The organism is Halorubrum sp. Atlit-28R (genome assembly GCF_003665955.1).
Taxonomy (GTDB): Archaea; Halobacteriota; Halobacteria; order Halobacteriales; family Haloferacaceae; genus Halorubrum; species Halorubrum tropicale.
This window is the reverse complement of record NZ_QPLS01000010.1, coordinates 71,069-89,175: the sequence shown is the minus strand read 5'-3', so window position 1 is coordinate 89,175 and position 18,107 is coordinate 71,069. Positions and strand designations below refer to the sequence as shown.

Genomic DNA, 18,107 nt, shown 5'->3' with positions numbered 1-18,107 from the left:
TCATCTCACGCTTGAGTTGGAGAAGTACCGTATACCCGTCTCGATAGTCGGGCTATCGTGGGGCGGATGCTACAGCGAAGACTGGATCTCGGTGGAGAGTGTCTTCAGATCTGCTGTCGCGAGCTCGTCGGTTGCGATAAGGCGAAGTCGGGGGCGACCGATGTCTAGTGGGACTTTTTCAGTCTCGATGAGGCCAGCATCTTCGAGTGCTGATTTGGCCCGTGAAAAGGTTGCTTTCGAAGCGATACCCGTATCCTCTCCCCACTTCGAGATGTCGTAGAGGAGGACCTCGTTGCGGGCTGCGAGAATAAGCATAATCTCGACGATACTGAGGTATTCGCTGCTGTTGGAAATTTCTTCAGCGTGTGCGAGGACTTCGTCGAGCTCGGCTGCGATATCGTCGCCGATCTCTTCTCGGAGCGTCTGTTTCACTACTGAGAGGGCAGGTGTCCGGAGGTGATACTGCTCGGCAGCCTCGAATCTGGAGTCGAACTCACCATAGACTGATGAGACCAGCTCGGGGTCCGAGCTCGAAATACTGTGCTTGTCCATCACAGGAACTACAGCCTCAGACTCGGTTGTGAAGATGGTATTCTGGACTGGCTCCGTGAGTGTTCGGAGGCCGAGTTGCTCCCGGTAGATGAGTTCGGCGATCTTTGAGGCCGTGAGGAAGTTGTAGAGGGCGTCTTTGATTTCATCTGAGTCTGCGAGCAGCCGGATCTTGGGCTGGTCCTCAACCGTTACTGCTTCCTCTGCGAAGGCTGCGATTTGTTCAGAGCGAGGATTGATATACAATGCTGGCTCGTCTCGTTCGGGAATCATCTGAGTGGAAATGTGTTGTTTGGTCATATTGTGTAATTTTATCGATATGTACTTAACAGATGCGATATCTGAGGATTGGACTACTGTGTCGGTTGCGGGATAGAACTGACTATCCGTTTCGAGTACGCTCACAGGAAGCAGATTGTTGGTCGCAGTAGTGACCCTCGATCTGGGGTAGTAGAATCCGGTATTCGACTACAATATTCGTTTGAGAAGCCGATTCTCAGTTACCAAATACGGAGTTCTTCATAATCTGTTGTAGCCGCGGCGAACATTAGCTACACCGTGCTAGATTTGATGAAATTCTCCAAATCTGATAGAAACGGCGTGCAAGATACAGAGGATGTAGTCAGCACGGAGACTGCGTTATTTCCTCTATCTAATTCCTGAATTAGCTGAGAGGATGCGCTTGCGAATTGATCGGACTGAACTCTGGCGATTCGGATTCCGTTCCGAACACCGTGAAAGAGACGAGTCGCGCATGTAGCACTACGTACTAATCCACCGTCTTGAGGCCGGTAATCACAAATCGTGCGCCCCCCGAGATACTCTCCGTAACCTGTATCTCCCAATCGTGGCCGGTAACAATCTGCTGGACGATATTCAACCCAAATCCCGTCCCGTCCGGATTCGTCGTGAACCCGGTCTCAAAAACTCGATCACGCTCTTCGGGTGGAATTCCAGGCCCATCATCGGCGACTGAGAAGCCGTCTGACTGTGCTTTGACGGTTACCTCTACATCTGCCCCGGCGTGTTCGATAGCATTTCGGAATAAGTTCTCGAACAATTCCCGTAATCGGGACTCATCCGCAAGTATCTGCGTATCGGAGCCTGCCAACCGCAGGTCGGCGTCGATCGTTGCGACTGAGTCCCAAGCTTTCGTGACGGTGTCGAACAACGACACTGAGTCTGTCTCCCCGACTGGTGTGTTCGTCCGTGCGAGTTGTAACAGCTCAGACACCAGCGAATCCATCCGCCCAAGAGCGTTGTCAACAAGAGTTAGCTCATCGCGGTCGATGTCTGCCTGTAGCATATCGACATAGCCCTGCGCGACGTTGAGCGGATTCCGAAGGTCGTGTGAGACGAGCCCGGCGAAATTCTCCAGACGTTCGTTCTGCTGTTGAATTTCACGCTCCTGCGCCTTGCGTTCAGTAATGTCTTTGATCGTCCCAAAGTGGTACGGCACCCCGCCAATCGTTCGCTGCGTCGTGACCGTCGCCACGGACACGCGGTTCTCACTGTACTCATGGACAGTCTCCGCCTGCCGTGTGTCACCGTCAGCGAATGAGTCCCAGTACGCGTCGAACGTATCAGGGTCGACTTCGGGTGCGACCTCCCAAATCGCTACTCCGACCAGATCGGCCGGCGTGACTGAGAACAGCTCAGCGTAAGAGTCGTTCACGTAGATATACCGACCGTCTTGTCCGTATATCCCGACGCCGACGCCGACTGCCTCGACCATCTGCTGGAAAAACTCGGAGGAGAGATCATCCGGTTTCGAGTCGCCGTCGCTCATATGTCGTATTCTCTGTCGGCTGGTTACTTACTCTTTGGTAGGTCCGCACCGGCCGATGAGCCCTTCACCTGTATTGTGCGATTGGTCGTCGTCAGGATCCGCAGGTGCCAATAAGTCACCTATTCAACAGTGTGTTCCCAAATTACTGCAGCGTTTTCGCCGATTACTTCGCTTGGTTCTCTTCCACCTGCGCCATCTTTTTTCACCTCTGTTGGGTTCCAGACTATGCGAATTGTGATCCCAGACAGGTCCCCAACGCCACCGATTTTTATCGTCTCTCCTGCTGTCCAGTATTCGCCAACACCGGATTGATCATTCCCCTCTGTCAATTTCTCACCGACCGTTGCGTAACCACCATTTGGGTCCGTATCTGGGCCACCAATATCGACTGGCTCTGTTGCGACGATCAGCACCCGGTTTGCACGGATTCCACCTCCATGTGTGAGGGTAACCTCAAGACGCTCATTAGGACCACTTTTGTCAAGCAGTTGTTGCTCAAATGCGGCGTTTGGGGCTGGTTCTATAGTGTTGCTAAGATCGTAGAAGTATACAGAAATGGTTGTTGCTAAAACGACCACAACCGCGACCATGAGAATTGTTGCGATGACAGGAGTAACAGCGCGGTCATCCTCACTCATTAGCTCAACTAATCTCTGCTTGATAAAAAATCTATAGGGTTGACAAGCTATACATTCTCTACAGAATTCATTCGAGAAACCAATCCTCGATCACCAGATATCAAGTTCATCATAGTCTATTGTAGCTGCGGCAGATGTTGGTTACACTGCGATTGACTTGCTAAAATCATCTGAATCTGATAAAAACGGCGTGCGAGATACAGAGAATCTATGCAGCGCAATAGTCACAAGCCGAGAAAAGGGTGTGGGGAACAAACAACTAGTGGAGGAACCTGCTGTTTGAGTCGCTTAATCCGGTCAGTATATCTTGTCACGCAGTGTAAATACCGTTTTCTTGCCTCACTGGTCAACCTCCGCAAATGCACGAATGGGCATTGCAGCAGTGTCTTTGGCTTTGATCGGCACAGCATAGAATCGGAATGACTTACCAACGAGCGAATCGAGGTTGCAGAGATTCTCGACGATGAAAATTTCCTCGTCGAGGAGTCGAGTGTGAGCCGGGCGGGCAGGTTTCTCGTGGTTGTCGGCGTTTAACGTGTCTACCCCGACCAGAGAAACGTCTGCGTCGATTAGTCTTTCAATGACGGCCTCAGAGATATATGGGTAGGAGTGGTACTGCTCTGAACCCCAGTTGTTGTCCCATCCAAAATTGAATAGGACGGCGGAACCTTCGAGGTTAGCCTCTCGAGGAAGTGCGTCGGGGGTCAATTCCTCGTCACCACCAAGTCCTCGGGCATCGACGACTGTCCCAGGGAGTATCAGTTCGCCGATGTCAAGTTCACTGATGTCCCGCCCTTCCGGATGACGATGGTACGGTGAATCGAGGTACGTCCCCATAGAGGTCTGGAACCGCATTTCGGTGACTTCGAACGCGGCTTTGCCGTCGTACTTCTCCCGTGACTCCTCGTGGGAAAAGAACGGAGACACTTCCGCAGTATACTCCGTGTGTGTCCCGTCATCGTTCTCGTGACGAAATCCGGGCATCCCGTCCTCGAACGTGTGACTTAGATCGACGAACTTCATACAATCACCATTATTCGACATTTGATATTAATCCTGCTTGATGTGTCATCGTATCACGTTTCATTGTCGCGACCAGATCTCGGTCGCTGAAAGACACCAGGTGAGTCAATATTCACCCCTCGAATTGCCAAATCGATCATAGAGTGTGCTGATAAGCACACCCTCAACGTTAACGACAATGACCCAGAAGAACAGTTCCAGTCCCAGAAGTGGGAGGGGTTCACCGAACATATTGAACGGTGCATGAAACTCAAAATAGAGGGCCATCAACACCCAGAGGATTCCACCATATGCCAATCCACTCTTAATGGTGTTTTCCGGTAGCGAATCGCGAATGTACGCAAAAACTCCGCCATGGAGTGCACCGATGAATAACGAGATCGTCATGTATACCCCCGGATCTGTTTCCATCACTGGCAGCGGTTCCATCTGAGTCATGACGGCAATCAGTTTGTCGCTCTGCTGATCCGAGTGGAATAAGATCTCCTCTCCTAACTGGAAGAACAGGACCTGACTGACGAGATTTGCAACGAAGATACCAATACTTCCTGCAATGCCAGCCGTCACCCACCTGTTGTACCTCATCGACTGCTCTCCCCTTTGCTGTTCGTCTCAACGTCATGGTTCACACCACTGCCACTATCGCTTCGGACCTCCCATAGACGGTAAAACAGGATTGGACCGAGAATAAGATAGATAACGGAGGTATAGAGCCCAGGGAAGTAGCCAAACTCTCCGGTCGCGAGGATTGGATACACGGGATGGAGAACGCCGTTTCCGATGACCCCCATGAGTGTGAAAAACCAGACGATGAGCATCGGTCCCTTGATACCACGGTAGATGGCGACTGCACCGAGAGCGAACGCAGCATACGAGACCATATTGATCTGAACGAACGTCGTGAGCTCGAACGGGGTTGCGTTGAAAACCTCGACCGGCCAGCGGGTGTAGAACTCAGTCGTAAACTCCTCAGCAAAGTGTAGAAACTGGACACCAAAGGCCACCAGGTAGACTGGGAGCACACGACTTGGGTCGGGCATTTGCTGAAAGCTCGTTAGTAGATAACAGACATATGCGAGAATAATCGTGGGGACAAACGTGACAATTAGTGACAGGCCCGGAGAAAGATACGCGAAGATTGCAACCAAAATCAGCGTCATTATCCCCGGAAGAATAGCGTCTCGAGTACGCAACCCCGTGGACCAGCTTTCAGACTCGTTGATTCGAACACCCATCTCAAATTCCTCCAGTCGTATGGTCATTCACAGAGCGAGAGAGCACTGCTTTCAGCAACCATTCAATGCGCAACGGATGCCAACTCAGCCTTTGATTTATCATGAAGCAGATTATAGTTAGAATGGAGTTTGCAAGCCGACATTGCCTCACATGGACAGGCTTGTTTATATGGTCCAGAGAATAGGAGTATCATCATGAAGTCGATCACGCTGGAAATCACAGTCGATGGTGGGTTCCACCCAGCGAATCGGTTGCTCGCAGCCGACCCCTCGATAATCCGTGAGTCACTTCACTACGTTACCATTCTCGAAAATGGGACGATTGTTCTTCTATACCATCTTCGAGGCGACCTCAATCAAGTAAGAACGTACCTCACGAACCACGACGAGGTCATATCTTGTGATGTGCCAGAGAGCGAGGAGGGACTTGTGTACATCCATGGTCGCCCAATCAACCCGATTCGTGAATTTTTCTCTCTTGCCCGGACGCACGGAATCGTGTTCGAGACACCTATAACACATACCGATAACGGACTCAAAATCACCATGAGCGGAGACGAACAAACGCTTCATCGTGTCATCTCAGAAATTCCGTCAGATATCGAGCTAACTCTTCTCAGAAAGGGAGAGCGTAAACCAAGGGAGTGTGAGATTATATCGCTACTGACCGAGCGGCAGATAGAGGTTCTCACGGTAGCAGTTGAGGGGGGATACTATGAAACACCGAGAGGAACGACTCACGAGAAGATTGCGGCTCAGATCGGTGTCACAACCACAACCGTGAGCGAGCACCTCCGAAAAATTGAACACCGTGTGTTCTCTGAAATTGTCGGGTAAAATATAATCAAAAGTTCACTTATCTCGAATAGATACTCTAGGGGACAGTCTGAACCTACTGATACAGGGTGTTTATTTTTCGGACACGCCTTGAGACGAGCAATGGCCGAGGAACAAAGCCCTGAAATGCTCAAGGAGATCGGTGAATTCGAATCAGTCTCTATGGAGGAGGCCATCTTGATTCTCGGCGAACAGACTCGGATGGAGATAATAGTCGAACTGGGAAAGGCTTGGGACGAGGACCAGCATCAACAACAGAAACTACGCTTCTCGGAGCTGATGGAGGCGGTCGGTTTGGCTGATAGCGGGCAGTTCAATTACCACCTCGACAAACTGGTCGGCTCGTTCGTTGCCAAGTCTGACGACGGCTACTGGCTTCCAAATCCCGGGATGAAGCTATACCGACTGATCGTCTCGGGAACGGTCACGGAGCGAGGGATACGGGAGGACATCGACGTCGATGACTGCCCCTCGTGTGGCGGGACGGTACGGGCAACGTACCGAAACGACAACGCCCTGATGTTCAGTTGTAAAGACTGTACCACAGGATACGCAGTGATTCCGTTCTCCCCACGTGGATTCACCAATCGAACCGACGATGAGGCTCTCCAGGCCGCCTTTCGATCGTTCTATAGCGAGTTACGACTCGCGAGACAGGGCATCTGCCCGGCCTGTGACGGGGATGTGGAGACCAAACTCGTCGACGACCTGAGCGAAGGTCTCGATTCGTTGTCTGTCGGTGGCGTAATCAGTAGCCTGAAATGTAGTTTTTGCAATAACTATTACTACTCGGATCTGTCTTCTGTTGCCCTGACAACGGACGAGGTACGGCGGTTTTTGCTCGATAGTGGGCTCGAACCCCCACTCGTTCGAGAATGGCACGACGTGACGGTCGCAGCCGACGAATCGGTGACGGTAGTCGAAGAAGACCCCCTCCGAGTCGAGATTACGTTTGCTGTGGAAGACGAGACGATCGACGTTATGTTCGATAGTGAGCATCAAGTCGTCAGTTCGACTCGATCTGTCGAGTGATTCCTCTTTTCCTCGTGCGTGCGGCGTCTCCATCCCGAAACGACTCGTACCGGACTGCGATCTCGTGTTTATGAAGCTGGCTTCTGCAAATCCGTTTACAGAACCATCATTCAGATAATACTTTTCTGGTCTCCCACGGTATCTATGTATATGTCCAGTAATGTTCTAGGTGATGACTCCGCTGAAACTGAGAAGAAGAACCAGTTAGACTCCGTATCCATGGGTGTCGGGATGTTGCTCGGTGCGGCGCTCGGATTGACGGTCGGACTGGCCATCGACATGCCAGCCCTCGGAGCCAGCACAGGTATGATGCTTGGAATGGCGAGTGGGATTACGATCGGATTCTGGAAAGCGAACGAGTAAGCTTCGTCGCGGGGAGAGCGTACACGATATCTCGACGATACCCATATAACCCGTCTGGAAGAAATTCACAGTCACTTTTTCACGTCTGCGACGACCAGCAGAAGGTGAATCGGCTGTTCGACCACCGCGACGTGATGTTCGCCCAGGAATCTAGCTTCATGAAGCCTGAGCCATAGCTTGGGCATCAGCTTCCGAGGGTGGAATCAGAACACGGAGAATCCCGCGGCGAGTGGGATGTGTTGTACAGCGATAGCGACGAAGATGGTGAGGAGATTGTATCCTGCGTGAATTACTATTGGGACCGCGAGGTTCTGCGTTCGAGCGTACGCCACACCGAGGGCGGTAGAGAGCACCACAAGTACGAAAACGACGGCGATCGCTGCCAGCAGACTGCTAGCCGTCAGAAGGATACCGAGACCGTGGACCGGGACAAAGAGGATCGTCGCGACGGCGATGCCGACCGCTGGACTCGCAGCGTCCGCGACGTACTGTTGCACGACGCCACGGAAGAAAAGTTCCTCCGCGAGTGGAGCGAGAATGACGGTTAGCCCTAATAGAGTGGCGGCTGCTATCGCACTTATTTCCTCGGGCGTCGAAAGCGTGCCAGCGGCGCCGACGTATCCCAGATGGACCGCAAACTGTCGGAGCGCTTCGATGGCTAGCACTGTAACGAGCGCCGGAGCGACGAGTCGAAGTTCACTGCGCGTCGGTCTCCGGATATTGATGAACCGCCACCCGGTGACACCGCCGAGGAATGCTATCGTGACAGCTGCGAATCCCGACTGCGTCGTTACTATTTCGAGCACGCTGACGAAGTCGGTTGGCAGGCCGCCAGTGACTGCCGCGACGCCGAACCCGAGGGCGATGGCGAAGAGGAATCCAACAACAATACTACTCGTGACGAGGCCTACCGAAATCCCGATACGCTTCGCGATTGTACCTGTCTTACTATTCTTGATCGTACCTGGTACTGCTGATGTGTTTGCCATCACAAGAACTGTATCGCGTCCGTCCAAAAGTGTTATGTGAATTACCATTCTGTGAACGGATTTTCAGAAGCCAGCTTCACCTCGCGAACTTGGATGGTGACACGGATCTATAGCGTACAACAGAACCGTCTGTTGCATCGATTGGTGGTATTATTACACAGACGACACCGCTCCACTGCTCCAAGCTCTTCACAAGTAACAAGCGCCGGGTGACCGATTCGCGCCCTGTATTCATCACGGAATGTTCTATCAATTTGTGAATAGTAGTGTTTCACTGAGTTCGGGAAGAGCCTTGTAGATTTGATTTTACTGTTCAGAAAACCCCCGTTTCCTGTACGATCGCTCTTCTGTAGGAGATCGTTGGTACAGTCGTGGCTAGTTGAGCGGGGAACTAATCGACCTTCTAAGCATCGCTACCGTGAACTCCCAATTTGATTCATGTACCGCAAACCGAAAGACCGCAGTCTATCAACAATGTGCTACGCAAAAGCTAACGGAGTCAGCGAGTGTCGGCTGTGCCGTCGAGTTTCCGCCGTTATCCCGGTGGAATGCCGCGTGTCAGCAACCCTCTGAATTTCTGTCTCTAGAAATGCTTGGATAGTGTTATTATCCAGCCATTATTGTATTCGTCCATGAACAGTGAAGCAAGCATCCACGTGCTTCATGTCGACGATGAACCAGACTTCGCTGAGTTAACTGCGGAGTTTCTGAAACGCGAGGATGATAGCTTCACCGTCACGACGGCGGCGAGTGCCAGTAAGGGGCTAGAACATCTCTCTTCTGGCGAGTTCGACTGTATCGTCTCCGACTACGATATGCCTACACAGAACGGTATCGAGTTTCTCAAATCTGTCCGAGAGAACTATCCTGACCTCCCATTTGTGCTGTTTACTGGCAAGGGTTCTGAGGAGATTGCAGGTGAAGCTATCTCCGCTGGCGTGACTGACTATCTCCAGAAAAAGCGTGTATCTGACCAGTATACTGTATTGGCGAACCGACTGCGAAACGCCGTCGACCGATATCGTGCAGAAAAAGAGCGCAAACGGCAGCGCAAAGCCATTGAAACGGCGCAAGAAGGCATTAGCATCCTGAATGAGGACGGTGAGTATATCTATGTCAATCAGGCCTACGCAGACATCTATGGATATGATCCCGACGAGATGGAGGGGGAACACTGGGAACTGGTTTATCCCGACAGCGACACAGCGATTGTACAGGACGTCATTTTGCCAGCGGTCGCCGAGGACGGCTACTGGAGCGGGGAGACGACTGGGCTCCGGGCCGATGGGACGACCTTTGTCGAGGATCATACCGTTGCCCAGACGGATACTAGTGAGCTAGTCTGTTCGGTACGGGATCGCTCTGTGGAGCAGGAACAGGAGATCGCACTCACTCAATTTCGAACACTCGTCGAGACTCTCAACGACCCGGTCTACGTACTTGATGAAACAGGACAGTTCGAATACGTGAACGACGCGTTCATCGAAATGGTTGGGTACGAGCGTGAGAGAATTATTGGAGCATCACCAACACTAATCAAATCATCGGAGGTGGTCGACCGCTCGAAAAGTCACCTCGGGAGGCTTCTTTCGTCGAACGGCCCCGATAGCGTACAGTTCGAGATTGAGATCGAGCCCGCCGAAGGGGAGCCAATCCCCTGTGAGGATCATATGGGCGTCTTACCCTACGAAGGGGAGTCTTTCGAGGGGTCAGTTGGGATTTTGCGTGATATCAGCGAGCGTAAAGAGCGTAAACAAGAGCTTAAGCAGACAAATACTGTCCTCCGCACAATCGTCGAGAATCTGCCGATGGGCGTACTCGTTGAAGACGCTGAACGTGACGTACTCATGGCAAACGACCAGTTGGGCGAAACACTTGGCGTCCCGATCGACAGTGAGGAAGTAATTGGACGCGACTGCGCCACAGCAGCTGAAGAATTCAAATCCCGATTCACCGACCCAGAGGCGTTCATCGAGGCGATTTCTGAGCGACTCGAACAACGGGAGCTGGTTCAAAACGAAGAACTCCAGCTCACAGATGGCCGCGTGGTAGAACGTGATTACGTACCGTACACCCTGCCCGAAGGTGAAGCGAATATATGGTTATATCGTGATATCACGGCACGCAAGCAGCAACGCCAGGAACTTGAGCAGGCCAACGAGTTCCTTTCACAGACCCAAACCGTCGCAAACGTCGGTGGCTGGGAGCTTGACCGCCGAACAGAGTCACTCCGGTGGACCGATGAAGTCTACCGGATTCTCGGCGTCAACATGGACTTCGAACCAACAGTTGAGAACGCCGTCGAGTTCTATCATCCCGAAGATCAGACGACGATTCAGGATGCTGTCGAGCGGGTGTTAACTGACGGGGAACAATACGACTCTGACGGGGAACCATACGACTTGGAGTTACGCATCATCACAGCTGACGATGAGGTGCGATGGGTTCGTACCCGCGGCGAGCCTTGGCGTGAGGATGGCAAAATCGTTGGTGTGCGCGGCACGTTTCAGGATATTACTCAGCGGATAAAACGCCAACAAAGACTAGAGGAGTTCGCCAGCGTTGTGTCACACGATCTTCGGAACCCGCTAAACGTTGCTACCGGGCATCTTGACTTGGTGGCCAACGAGTGTGACAGCGACCATCTTGACAGTGTCCGCCGAGCACTGGAGCGGATGGAGGCGCTGATTGAAGATCTTCTCATTTTGGCCCAGGATAATAAAGAGGTGAGTGACACTCAGCCGGTTGATCTCGCGATGATAGCAGACGGGTGTTGGGAGAACGTTCAGACGGAGCAGGGACGTATAATTACTACCGTCGATCAAACCGTGTGGGCAGATAACAGTCGTCTCAAGCAAGTATTTGAGAACCTGTTTCGAAACGCGGTTGAACACGGTGGGCCAGAGGTGACAGTGACGGTCGGAGAACTAGCCGACGGGTTCTATGTTGAAGACGATGGGGCAGGCATTTCGACCAACGAGCGCAACGCTGTCTTTGAGATGGGCTACTCGCAGTCGGCAAATGGAACTGGGTTCGGACTGAATATTGTCAAACAGATTGTCGATGCTCACGACTGGCAGATTCGCGTTACGGACGGGACGGACGGTGGGGCACGGTTTGAGATCACGAACGTTAATTTCGTGGACACATAGACACTATTGATATTCTGCCCAATCTAGACGGTAGTTGCCGAACCCGACTGAGGCTCTTCATCCTGTGCTATGTTGGTCGACAGATGGTCCAGAGAGCTGAGGCGAAACAGGTTTCCTTTGCTTCGTCGACGGGGTTGTTTCCAGAACTCGAATTCGGCGTGAAACCGTATAAAAAGTATACCGGAGAGGATTTCCAAGAGATCCTCTCTCAGATCGTTTTTGATTAGGAATTCATAAACACAGGTGAGAAAACGCTCCAATTCGATTGTGACGAGTACGTCGATATCACCGCTACAGCGCGTGAGCACGTCTGGTTCGTAACGAGTTTCGACGTAGACTCATCGACGGCGAAAGCATACGCCACGGCGCATCCGTCTTTAGCTAATACTCGCAATAATACTATCTAGCCGTGATCTGCGGTCAAATTTCGCTCGTACACCTCGACAAAACGCCGAAAAACCAATCTTAGCGTTTCTGATCGCCTGATTTCACGATGAACAGCGTCTCACCGACTGGAATTGTTCTTCCCAACGCCTCTTGTTATATTCTGAGGTTTGAATATTACTATCAGTCTTAGCTAAAGACGAATGCGCGGCGGCGCTCCACCACCGCTGGTGGATCGAACCGTTATATCGACATCTCGGTGATTTCCTCCCGAAAACGTCGTCGCCGACGTTCTCAGTGCGACTGTTCTACTTTCTGTTCGCACTCTCGTTGTACAATCTGTGGGTGATAGCTAATGTGTTGGCTTCGATTGAAAAAAGATAGTTCCAAGACGGCTGTCTTTGCTCAGATATCGCGAACGAGAATTGGTCCAAACAATTGATTAGAATACTCTGTTTATATTAGATAATGCGTCATATGGATAGTCAGGTATCCGAACCTATTCACGTGCTGTATGTAAATGACGATGCTGACTTTGCCGAGCTGGTTCAAACCAAACTCCTGAATATTTCACCAGTTTTTGAGTTTACGGCTGTCGACACTGCGGAGGCTGCTCTCAAAGAACTAGCCATTTCTTCTATCGATTGTGTGGTCACCTCCTATTCACTACCAGATGGAACTGGAATTGATCTCTTGGAGCGGTTACGAGCCGAACGAGACGAACTGCCGAGCATCTTGTTTACTGGTATAGGCAATGAGCAAATCGCAAGCGAAGCGACGAAAGTTGGCGTCTCTGATTATATTCCGATCCATGCCGAGCAGAACAATTTCAAGTTGCTTGGCCGCCGCATACAGACCCTTACCGAGGCGGCTCGTAAAGAGGAAGTCGCCGAACAGATGTTTGACCGCTTTCGGCGGACACTTGAACGCGCAACTGACGCGATTTACGCCGTCGATAGCGACTGGCGCATCGAGTATATGAACGAGAAAATGGCTGATCGAGTCGGCTGTAACCAGGACGCGGTCGTCGGAAAAATCATCTGGGAGGAGTTTCCGTCAATTGTTGGGACGGAACTTGAAAATAAATATCGAACGGCGATGGAGACTGGTAGACCAGTATCGTTCGAACAGCACCTGGGAGAGCCGTTCGGCTACTGGGTCGAAGTGCGAGCGTTCCCAGATGACGGCGGCTTGACCGTCTTTTCACGTGAGGTTACTGCCGAGCGAGAGCGGAAACTGGAGCTAGAGCGCAGTGATGCGATTCTGGAGAACATCCATGATATCGTGTTTATGCTCGACGAAACGGAACGCGTCGAGTTCGCGAATACGGCTACAAAGCGGTTACTAGCAGGAGATCAATCGGCTCAGCTCACGGGAAAACAGTTCGAAACGGTTGTTGGTGACCGCGTTAGTGATTCCGGTGTAACGCGATTTGCCCAAGTAGTCGAATCGACGCTCGACGAGATCGAAAGTGATGGTGGGTCCACCGGGTTGTACAATTCAGACCTCCAACTCGATGTCGCGGTCGGGACCAGCGAGCGGACATTCGACGTCCGGATAACTCCGTTCCAGAGTCAAAATGGCAAACAGGTGCTCGTTGTCGCTCGAGACGTGACCGAACAAAGCGAGGTAAATCGGCAACTGGAGCGAGAGCGAGACGCACTCCAGGAGCTCCAAGCGGTCATGGCAGAAAGCGATGTCTCGGCCAAGTCACGCCTCCAGAATCTTCTTGAAGTCGGTTGTAAGACGCTCGGACTCGAAATCGGTATCGTCTCGCGGATCCAGGACAGCGACTACACGGTCGAAGCAACTCACGCACCGGAAGCTGATATCGAAGCTGGCGATCAGTTTAATCTCGAATCGACGTACTGTGCGGAAGTCGTCGGCACGGATTCGGTCTGTTCGTTCGCTGACGCCGTTAGCGACGGGAAAGAGACGCATCCTGCCTACCGTGACTTCGAGTTAGAATCGTACATTGGCGTGCCGCTCGTCGTTGATGGCACGCGTTACGGAACGGTCAATTTCTCGAGTCCGACGACGCGAGTCGCGCCGTTCGGAGCACTTGAACAAACGTTTGTCGAACTAGTAGCACAACTCGTGAGTACCGAACTCTCGCGTCGTCGTGACCGTACCGAACTCGAACGTCAGGAGTTCCTCTTCAATCGCGTTCAGGACATCGCAGATATCGGTATCTGGGAATTCATCCCCTCGAGCGGCGAACTGACTTGGTCTGACGGGGTCCGCCAGATCCACGGTGTCGACGAGGACTACGAGCCAACTCTCGACGACGCGATCGAGTTCTACCACCCCGACGACAGAGAAACGGTTACAGCAGCGGTCGACCAGGCAATCGAAGACGGAGAACCGTACGATCTCGACCTCCGCATCGTTCGACCTAACGGCGATGTGCGTGACGTCCGGGCGTGGGGGGAATACGTTGAGAACACAAAGCATGGTGATGCAGCACTTCGGGGCGTTGTTCAGGATATCACGGAGCGAGAAGCGGAACGTCGACAGCACCGAGAACTTGCGGAGGAATACGAGGCGTTGCTCAAAACGTCCGGGGACGCAATATTTTTACTCGACGCGGATACTTCTGGTGAGAACCCGTCGTTCGAGTTTGCCCGAGTTAGCCCCGGATACGAGACACAGACCGGACTGTCGACTGAAGAAGTCCGCGGCAAGACACCCCGAGAGGTGTTCGGCGAGGAGGAGGGTGCTGAACTCGAGAGCAATTACACTCGCTGCGTCGAACAAGGCACCACAATCTCGTATCGCGAGGAACTCGACACCGGCGACGATGCTCGATTCTGGGAGACCAGCCTCGCACCGGTCGTCGTCGATGGCAAGACCGTTCGAGTCGTGGGCATCGCTCGAAACGTCACCGAGCAGGTCAAGCGAGAGCGTGAACTCAAGGCGACGAATCAGCGGCTGGAGTCACTCATTGAGGCCACGCCACTCACAGTCATGGAGATCAGCACCGATGGCAGCGTCATCCGCTGGAACGACGAGGCCGAGAATATGTTCGGCTGGTCGCGAGATGAAGTAGTTGGTGAATTCAACCCGATCGTGCCGGACGAGCAGCAAGAAGAGTTTGCCTCACACAAGCAGCGCGTCTTGAATGGCGAGCGAATTCGGGCGAAAGAGATACGGCGAGAGACGAAAGGCGGAGACGAACTGGACCTTCTCTTGTCGGTCGCGCCGGTTACAAGCCCTGACGGAAAGACTACGAGCATCCTCGCTGTCTTGGAGGACATCACCGAACAGAAGCGGCTGGAAGCTCGCCTCCGCTCGCTTCAGGACACTGCACAATCGCTTAGCGGCGCTGAATCGAGCGACGAGATCGGGGCAATTGCTGTCGATGCCGCGGCCGAGATACTCGACCTCGATGTCACCGGAATCTGGGAATACAACGAGCGAGAGAACGCGCTCGTTCCGATCACGGAAACGGCCGCAGCACGAGACCTGTTTAGCGAGTCTCCCCGATTAACTCCTGGAGACAGCCTTGCGTGGAACGCGTTTGAGTCCGGAGTAACTCAAGTATATGATGATGTCCAGGCTGAGGGGCAACCCTACAATCCAAACACAGAGATTCGGAGCGAGGTTCTCGTTCCACTGGGCGAGTATGGGGTCATATTGACGGGGTCAGTTTCCACGCAGGTCTTTTCTGAGACGGACATCGACCTGTTCCGGATTCTTGGTGCGACTGTCGAGGCAGCACTCGCACGAGCGAGCAGAGAGGAAGAATTACATCGACAGAATGAGCGACTTGACCAGTTCGCGAGCGTCGTTGCCCACGACCTTCGGAACCCCCTCTCCGTCGCAAAGGGATTCCTCGATATCGCAGCGGAGACCGGGAAGGCAGAGCACTTTGAAAAAGTAGAATCCACACACGACCGAATTGAACGGCTCATCGAGGACCTCCTGACGCTGGCACGTGGGGAAACGACGATCGAGGATACAGAAGAGATCGACCTCGAGAGTATCACGACAGAAGCGTGGGGATACGTCGACACCGGGGAGGCAACGCTTACACCTGTAGATGGAATTCCGACAGTCACCGGGGATGCAGGGCGGTTGACCCAACTCTTCGAGAATCTCTTCCGGAACGCAGTCGAGCACGGCGGGGCTGATGTCACGGTAACTGTGGGTGGGCTAAGCGGAGACGATGGATTCTACGTTGAGGATACCGGCACCGGGATTCCCCACGAGAAGCAGGACGAAGTGTTCGAGCATGGCGTCACGTCCAGTGACGGAGGAACTGGGTTCGGGCTCTCCATCGTGGCCGATATTGCGAAGGCACACGGCTGGACGGTTTCGGTGACAGACGGAACCGATGGCGGGGCACGCTTTGAGTTCAAGCGGTCCGAGTAATACTTATTATAAGTGAACAGATTGTGCCTGCGGCCTATGTATTGAGGGAGCCAGTCTCAGATACAGTGATTGGTTCAACCGTTCTGCGGTGAGTCAGCTGTCAGACTGAGTGTACATGTGTACCGGTTCACTCGCTAGCTACTACATAAGAATCGGAGCCGCGAAAAAATTTCTGTTCAGATAAACCCTGTTTTTTGTACGTTAGAGGGTAGCATAGAATGGTTGTTACGGGCACCGTGAGAGAACGATCACCTAGTTGAGTTCGAACAATAGTGTCGAAAACGAGAACTACTCTTGATAGAGATCGCTATACAGCAGGTATGTGAACTATTCTATGACACCCTCAGCGCAGTCCAACCAGATGACGGCTCGCTCTGTTCGGAACGTCGTCAAAATTTACTTTGCTTGTGGGTTGAGGCGGACCTCGAAGACAAACGGATGGGTAGACGGATATGGACTCCTCTTTTGACTCCGAGAACACCGACCGGTAACCGGTCGGTACATTTCCGGTCCCACGTATTCGAATAACACGTATTATCGGGGTCATTGACCTATTCAGGAATAGCCTGAACTCTGTCTGAGCTATTAGACCCGTTTTCACCCTTTGTTGAACTAACTCAGGTGCTTCCAGAACGACTACACACACTGCTCGAACTATTCAACATCCGCCTGAAGTGTTTTCATTTTACATCTGAAGATATTAGATGGATCAATACGATATGGGTACGGCCGTGTAATGAAGCAAGTGCGCTACAGCAGGCGCACAGAGAACTACAACAATGGTGAAACGACGTAAATTCCTCGCCGGGCTCGGAGCGCTCGCATCTGGATCGGCTGCCGCAGTTGGAACTGGGGCATTCACGAGCGTAAGAGCAGACCGTGAGGTGTCAATATCAGTAGCGCCTGATAGCAATGCCTACCTACAACTGGAAGAATTAGAAACGGCGCAGTCAGAGAGTTTTGTTAACGATACAGGTGGGAGGTCAGACACTATTTCAATTTCAATCGGTGAAACCGATGTTGGAGGCCAAGGAGTGAATGAGCAAGCTGTTACATTCATAGACGATCTGTTTTCTATCAGCAACCAAGGAACAAACCCTGTTTGGATTTGGATGCAGTCAAACATACAAGGTGTGAACTACTACAATTCTGATGATGACCAGGTTATCAGTATTGACCAAGGCCACCCAAAAAATGCTGGATACGGCGATCGGGAAGTTATTCAGTACGTTGAGGTGGGTGAAGGATTCAATGTTGGTCTGACAATCAATACGGTCGGTACTCCAAATGATCGGGCTAGGATGTCAAGAATCATCGCAGATTCTAACGAGTCAAACGTCCCTGACAACAACGGACTCTCTGTAGAGAACTCCAATAAAGGGGTCTGAATCTCACTTTTATTGGTCCTCTATGGATGTCCATATCTGTAACATATACAGTATAAATGGGGTGTAGAAGGGGGTGTAAAATGGGGTTCGAAAAGGGTTTGGAACCCGAGGAGCCGAACAGGAGTAGACCGAGATGTGCTTGTTAGTACCGAATAAGAACCATTTGGCATACTGGTGGTCCCAGACATTCGCATAAGCACGTTCATCTGCGCCATTGAACCCGTTCAGGAATAGCCTGAACTCTGTCTGAGCTATTAGACCCATCTTCAGGCTTTGATTGAACTAATCTAGGTGCTCCAGAACAACTACAGACTCCGCTTGAACCGGTCAACATCTGCCTGAACAGTTTTCATT

13 protein-coding genes and 1 pseudogene are annotated in these 18,107 nt (G+C 52.2%); 7 read left to right on the top strand and 7 right to left on the bottom strand.

Going from position 1 to position 18,107, the window contains the following annotated elements; all coding sequences use genetic code 11:
- Positions 1-69: 69 nt before the first annotated feature.
- From DVK06_RS14180 to DVK06_RS14155, 6 genes are all read right to left on the bottom strand, one after another.
- A complete protein-coding gene (locus tag DVK06_RS14180) occupies positions 70-849 on the bottom strand; it encodes a DUF5821 family protein (RefSeq protein WP_121600752.1) in 780 nt (259 codons plus the stop codon).
- Between the two features lie 469 nt (positions 850-1,318).
- Complete coding sequence (locus tag DVK06_RS14175) at positions 1,319-2,338, bottom strand: HAMP domain-containing sensor histidine kinase (protein ID WP_121600751.1); 1,020 nt, start codon at positions 2,336-2,338, stop codon at positions 1,319-1,321.
- Positions 2,339-2,457: 119 nt separating this feature from the next.
- Complete coding sequence (locus DVK06_RS14170) at positions 2,458-2,976, bottom strand: type IV pilin (RefSeq protein WP_121600750.1); 519 nt, start codon at positions 2,974-2,976, stop codon at positions 2,458-2,460.
- A gap of 339 nt (positions 2,977-3,315) precedes the next feature.
- Positions 3,316-3,999: a cyclase family protein gene (locus tag DVK06_RS14165; RefSeq protein ID WP_121600749.1), complete on the bottom strand. Its 684-nt coding sequence runs from the start codon at positions 3,997-3,999 to the stop codon at positions 3,316-3,318.
- Between the two features lie 105 nt (positions 4,000-4,104).
- Positions 4,105-4,584, bottom strand: coding sequence for a hypothetical protein (locus DVK06_RS14160; RefSeq protein ID WP_121600748.1), 480 nt, complete (start codon positions 4,582-4,584; stop codon positions 4,105-4,107).
- Positions 4,581-5,021, bottom strand: coding sequence for a hypothetical protein (locus tag DVK06_RS14155; RefSeq protein WP_233561745.1), 441 nt, complete (start codon positions 5,019-5,021; stop codon positions 4,581-4,583). The genes DVK06_RS14160 and DVK06_RS14155 overlap by 4 nt, the downstream gene beginning before the upstream one ends.
- Before the next feature lie 408 nt (positions 5,022-5,429).
- Between DVK06_RS14155 and DVK06_RS14150 the strand changes: the two genes are divergently transcribed.
- The 3 genes from DVK06_RS14150 to DVK06_RS14140 all read left to right on the top strand — a co-directional run bounded on the left by DVK06_RS14150 (position 5,430) and on the right by DVK06_RS14140 (position 7,466).
- Entirely contained in the window at positions 5,430-6,071 is a 642-nt protein-coding gene (locus tag DVK06_RS14150) for a helix-turn-helix domain-containing protein (RefSeq protein WP_121600747.1), read from the top strand.
- A gap of 102 nt (positions 6,072-6,173) precedes the next feature.
- Positions 6,174-7,103: a hypothetical protein gene (locus tag DVK06_RS14145; RefSeq protein ID WP_121600746.1), complete on the top strand. Its 930-nt coding sequence runs from the start codon at positions 6,174-6,176 to the stop codon at positions 7,101-7,103.
- 150 nt (positions 7,104-7,253) lie between these two features.
- Positions 7,254-7,466 (top strand): hypothetical protein, encoded by a 213-nt coding sequence (locus DVK06_RS14140; protein ID WP_121600745.1) that lies wholly within the window; start codon positions 7,254-7,256, stop codon positions 7,464-7,466.
- A gap of 203 nt (positions 7,467-7,669) precedes the next feature.
- On the opposite strand, the gene DVK06_RS14135 is transcribed toward DVK06_RS14140, so the two are convergent.
- Positions 7,670-8,455 carry a CPBP family intramembrane glutamic endopeptidase gene (locus DVK06_RS14135; RefSeq protein ID WP_158600092.1) on the bottom strand — a complete coding sequence of 262 codons (786 nt, stop codon included), beginning with the start codon at positions 8,453-8,455 and terminating at the stop codon, positions 7,670-7,672.
- Between the two features lie 632 nt (positions 8,456-9,087).
- Here DVK06_RS14135 and DVK06_RS14130 point away from each other — a divergent pair.
- The 4 genes and pseudogenes from DVK06_RS14130 (at position 9,088) to DVK06_RS18445 (ending at position 17,753) form a co-directional block, all read left to right on the top strand.
- On the top strand, positions 9,088-11,607 hold the full coding sequence (locus DVK06_RS14130; RefSeq protein ID WP_121600743.1) for a PAS domain S-box protein: 2,520 nt from the start codon (positions 9,088-9,090) through the stop codon (positions 11,605-11,607).
- A 591-nt stretch (positions 11,608-12,198) separates the two neighbouring features.
- Positions 12,199-12,375: pseudogene (locus tag DVK06_RS19810) on the top strand (transposase); the annotation flags it as partial.
- Positions 12,376-12,459: 84 nt separating this feature from the next.
- A complete protein-coding gene (locus DVK06_RS14115; protein WP_121600742.1) occupies positions 12,460-16,365 on the top strand; it encodes a PAS domain-containing protein in 3,906 nt (1,301 codons plus the stop codon).
- Between the two features lie 779 nt (positions 16,366-17,144).
- Complete coding sequence (locus DVK06_RS18445) at positions 17,145-17,753, top strand: hypothetical protein (protein WP_147438107.1); 609 nt, start codon at positions 17,145-17,147, stop codon at positions 17,751-17,753.
- Positions 17,754-18,107 lie beyond the last annotated feature (354 nt).

Coding starts and splice junctions, on each gene's coding strand:
- DVK06_RS14175 (WP_121600751.1), bottom strand. CDS start 2,338: ATGAGCGACGGCGACTCGAAACCGGATGATCTCTCCTCCGAGTTTTTC.
- DVK06_RS14165 (WP_121600749.1), bottom strand. CDS start 3,999: ATGAAGTTCGTCGATCTAAGTCACACGTTCGAGGACGGGATGCCCGGA.
- DVK06_RS14130 (WP_121600743.1), top strand. CDS start 9,088: ATGAACAGTGAAGCAAGCATCCACGTGCTTCATGTCGACGATGAACCA.
- DVK06_RS14170 (WP_121600750.1), bottom strand. CDS start 2,976: ATGAGTGAGGATGACCGCGCTGTTACTCCTGTCATCGCAACAATTCTC.
- DVK06_RS14150 (WP_121600747.1), top strand. CDS start 5,430: ATGAAGTCGATCACGCTGGAAATCACAGTCGATGGTGGGTTCCACCCA.
- DVK06_RS14135 (WP_158600092.1), bottom strand. CDS start 8,455: ATGGCAAACACATCAGCAGTACCAGGTACGATCAAGAATAGTAAGACA.
- DVK06_RS14140 (WP_121600745.1), top strand. CDS start 7,254: ATGTCCAGTAATGTTCTAGGTGATGACTCCGCTGAAACTGAGAAGAAG.
- DVK06_RS18445 (WP_147438107.1), top strand. CDS start 17,145: ATGGTGAAACGACGTAAATTCCTCGCCGGGCTCGGAGCGCTCGCATCT.
- DVK06_RS14180 (WP_121600752.1), bottom strand. CDS start 849: ATGACCAAACAACACATTTCCACTCAGATGATTCCCGAACGAGACGAG.
- DVK06_RS14145 (WP_121600746.1), top strand. CDS start 6,174: ATGGCCGAGGAACAAAGCCCTGAAATGCTCAAGGAGATCGGTGAATTC.
- DVK06_RS14115 (WP_121600742.1), top strand. CDS start 12,460: ATGCGTCATATGGATAGTCAGGTATCCGAACCTATTCACGTGCTGTAT.
- DVK06_RS14160 (WP_121600748.1), bottom strand. CDS start 4,584: ATGAGGTACAACAGGTGGGTGACGGCTGGCATTGCAGGAAGTATTGGT.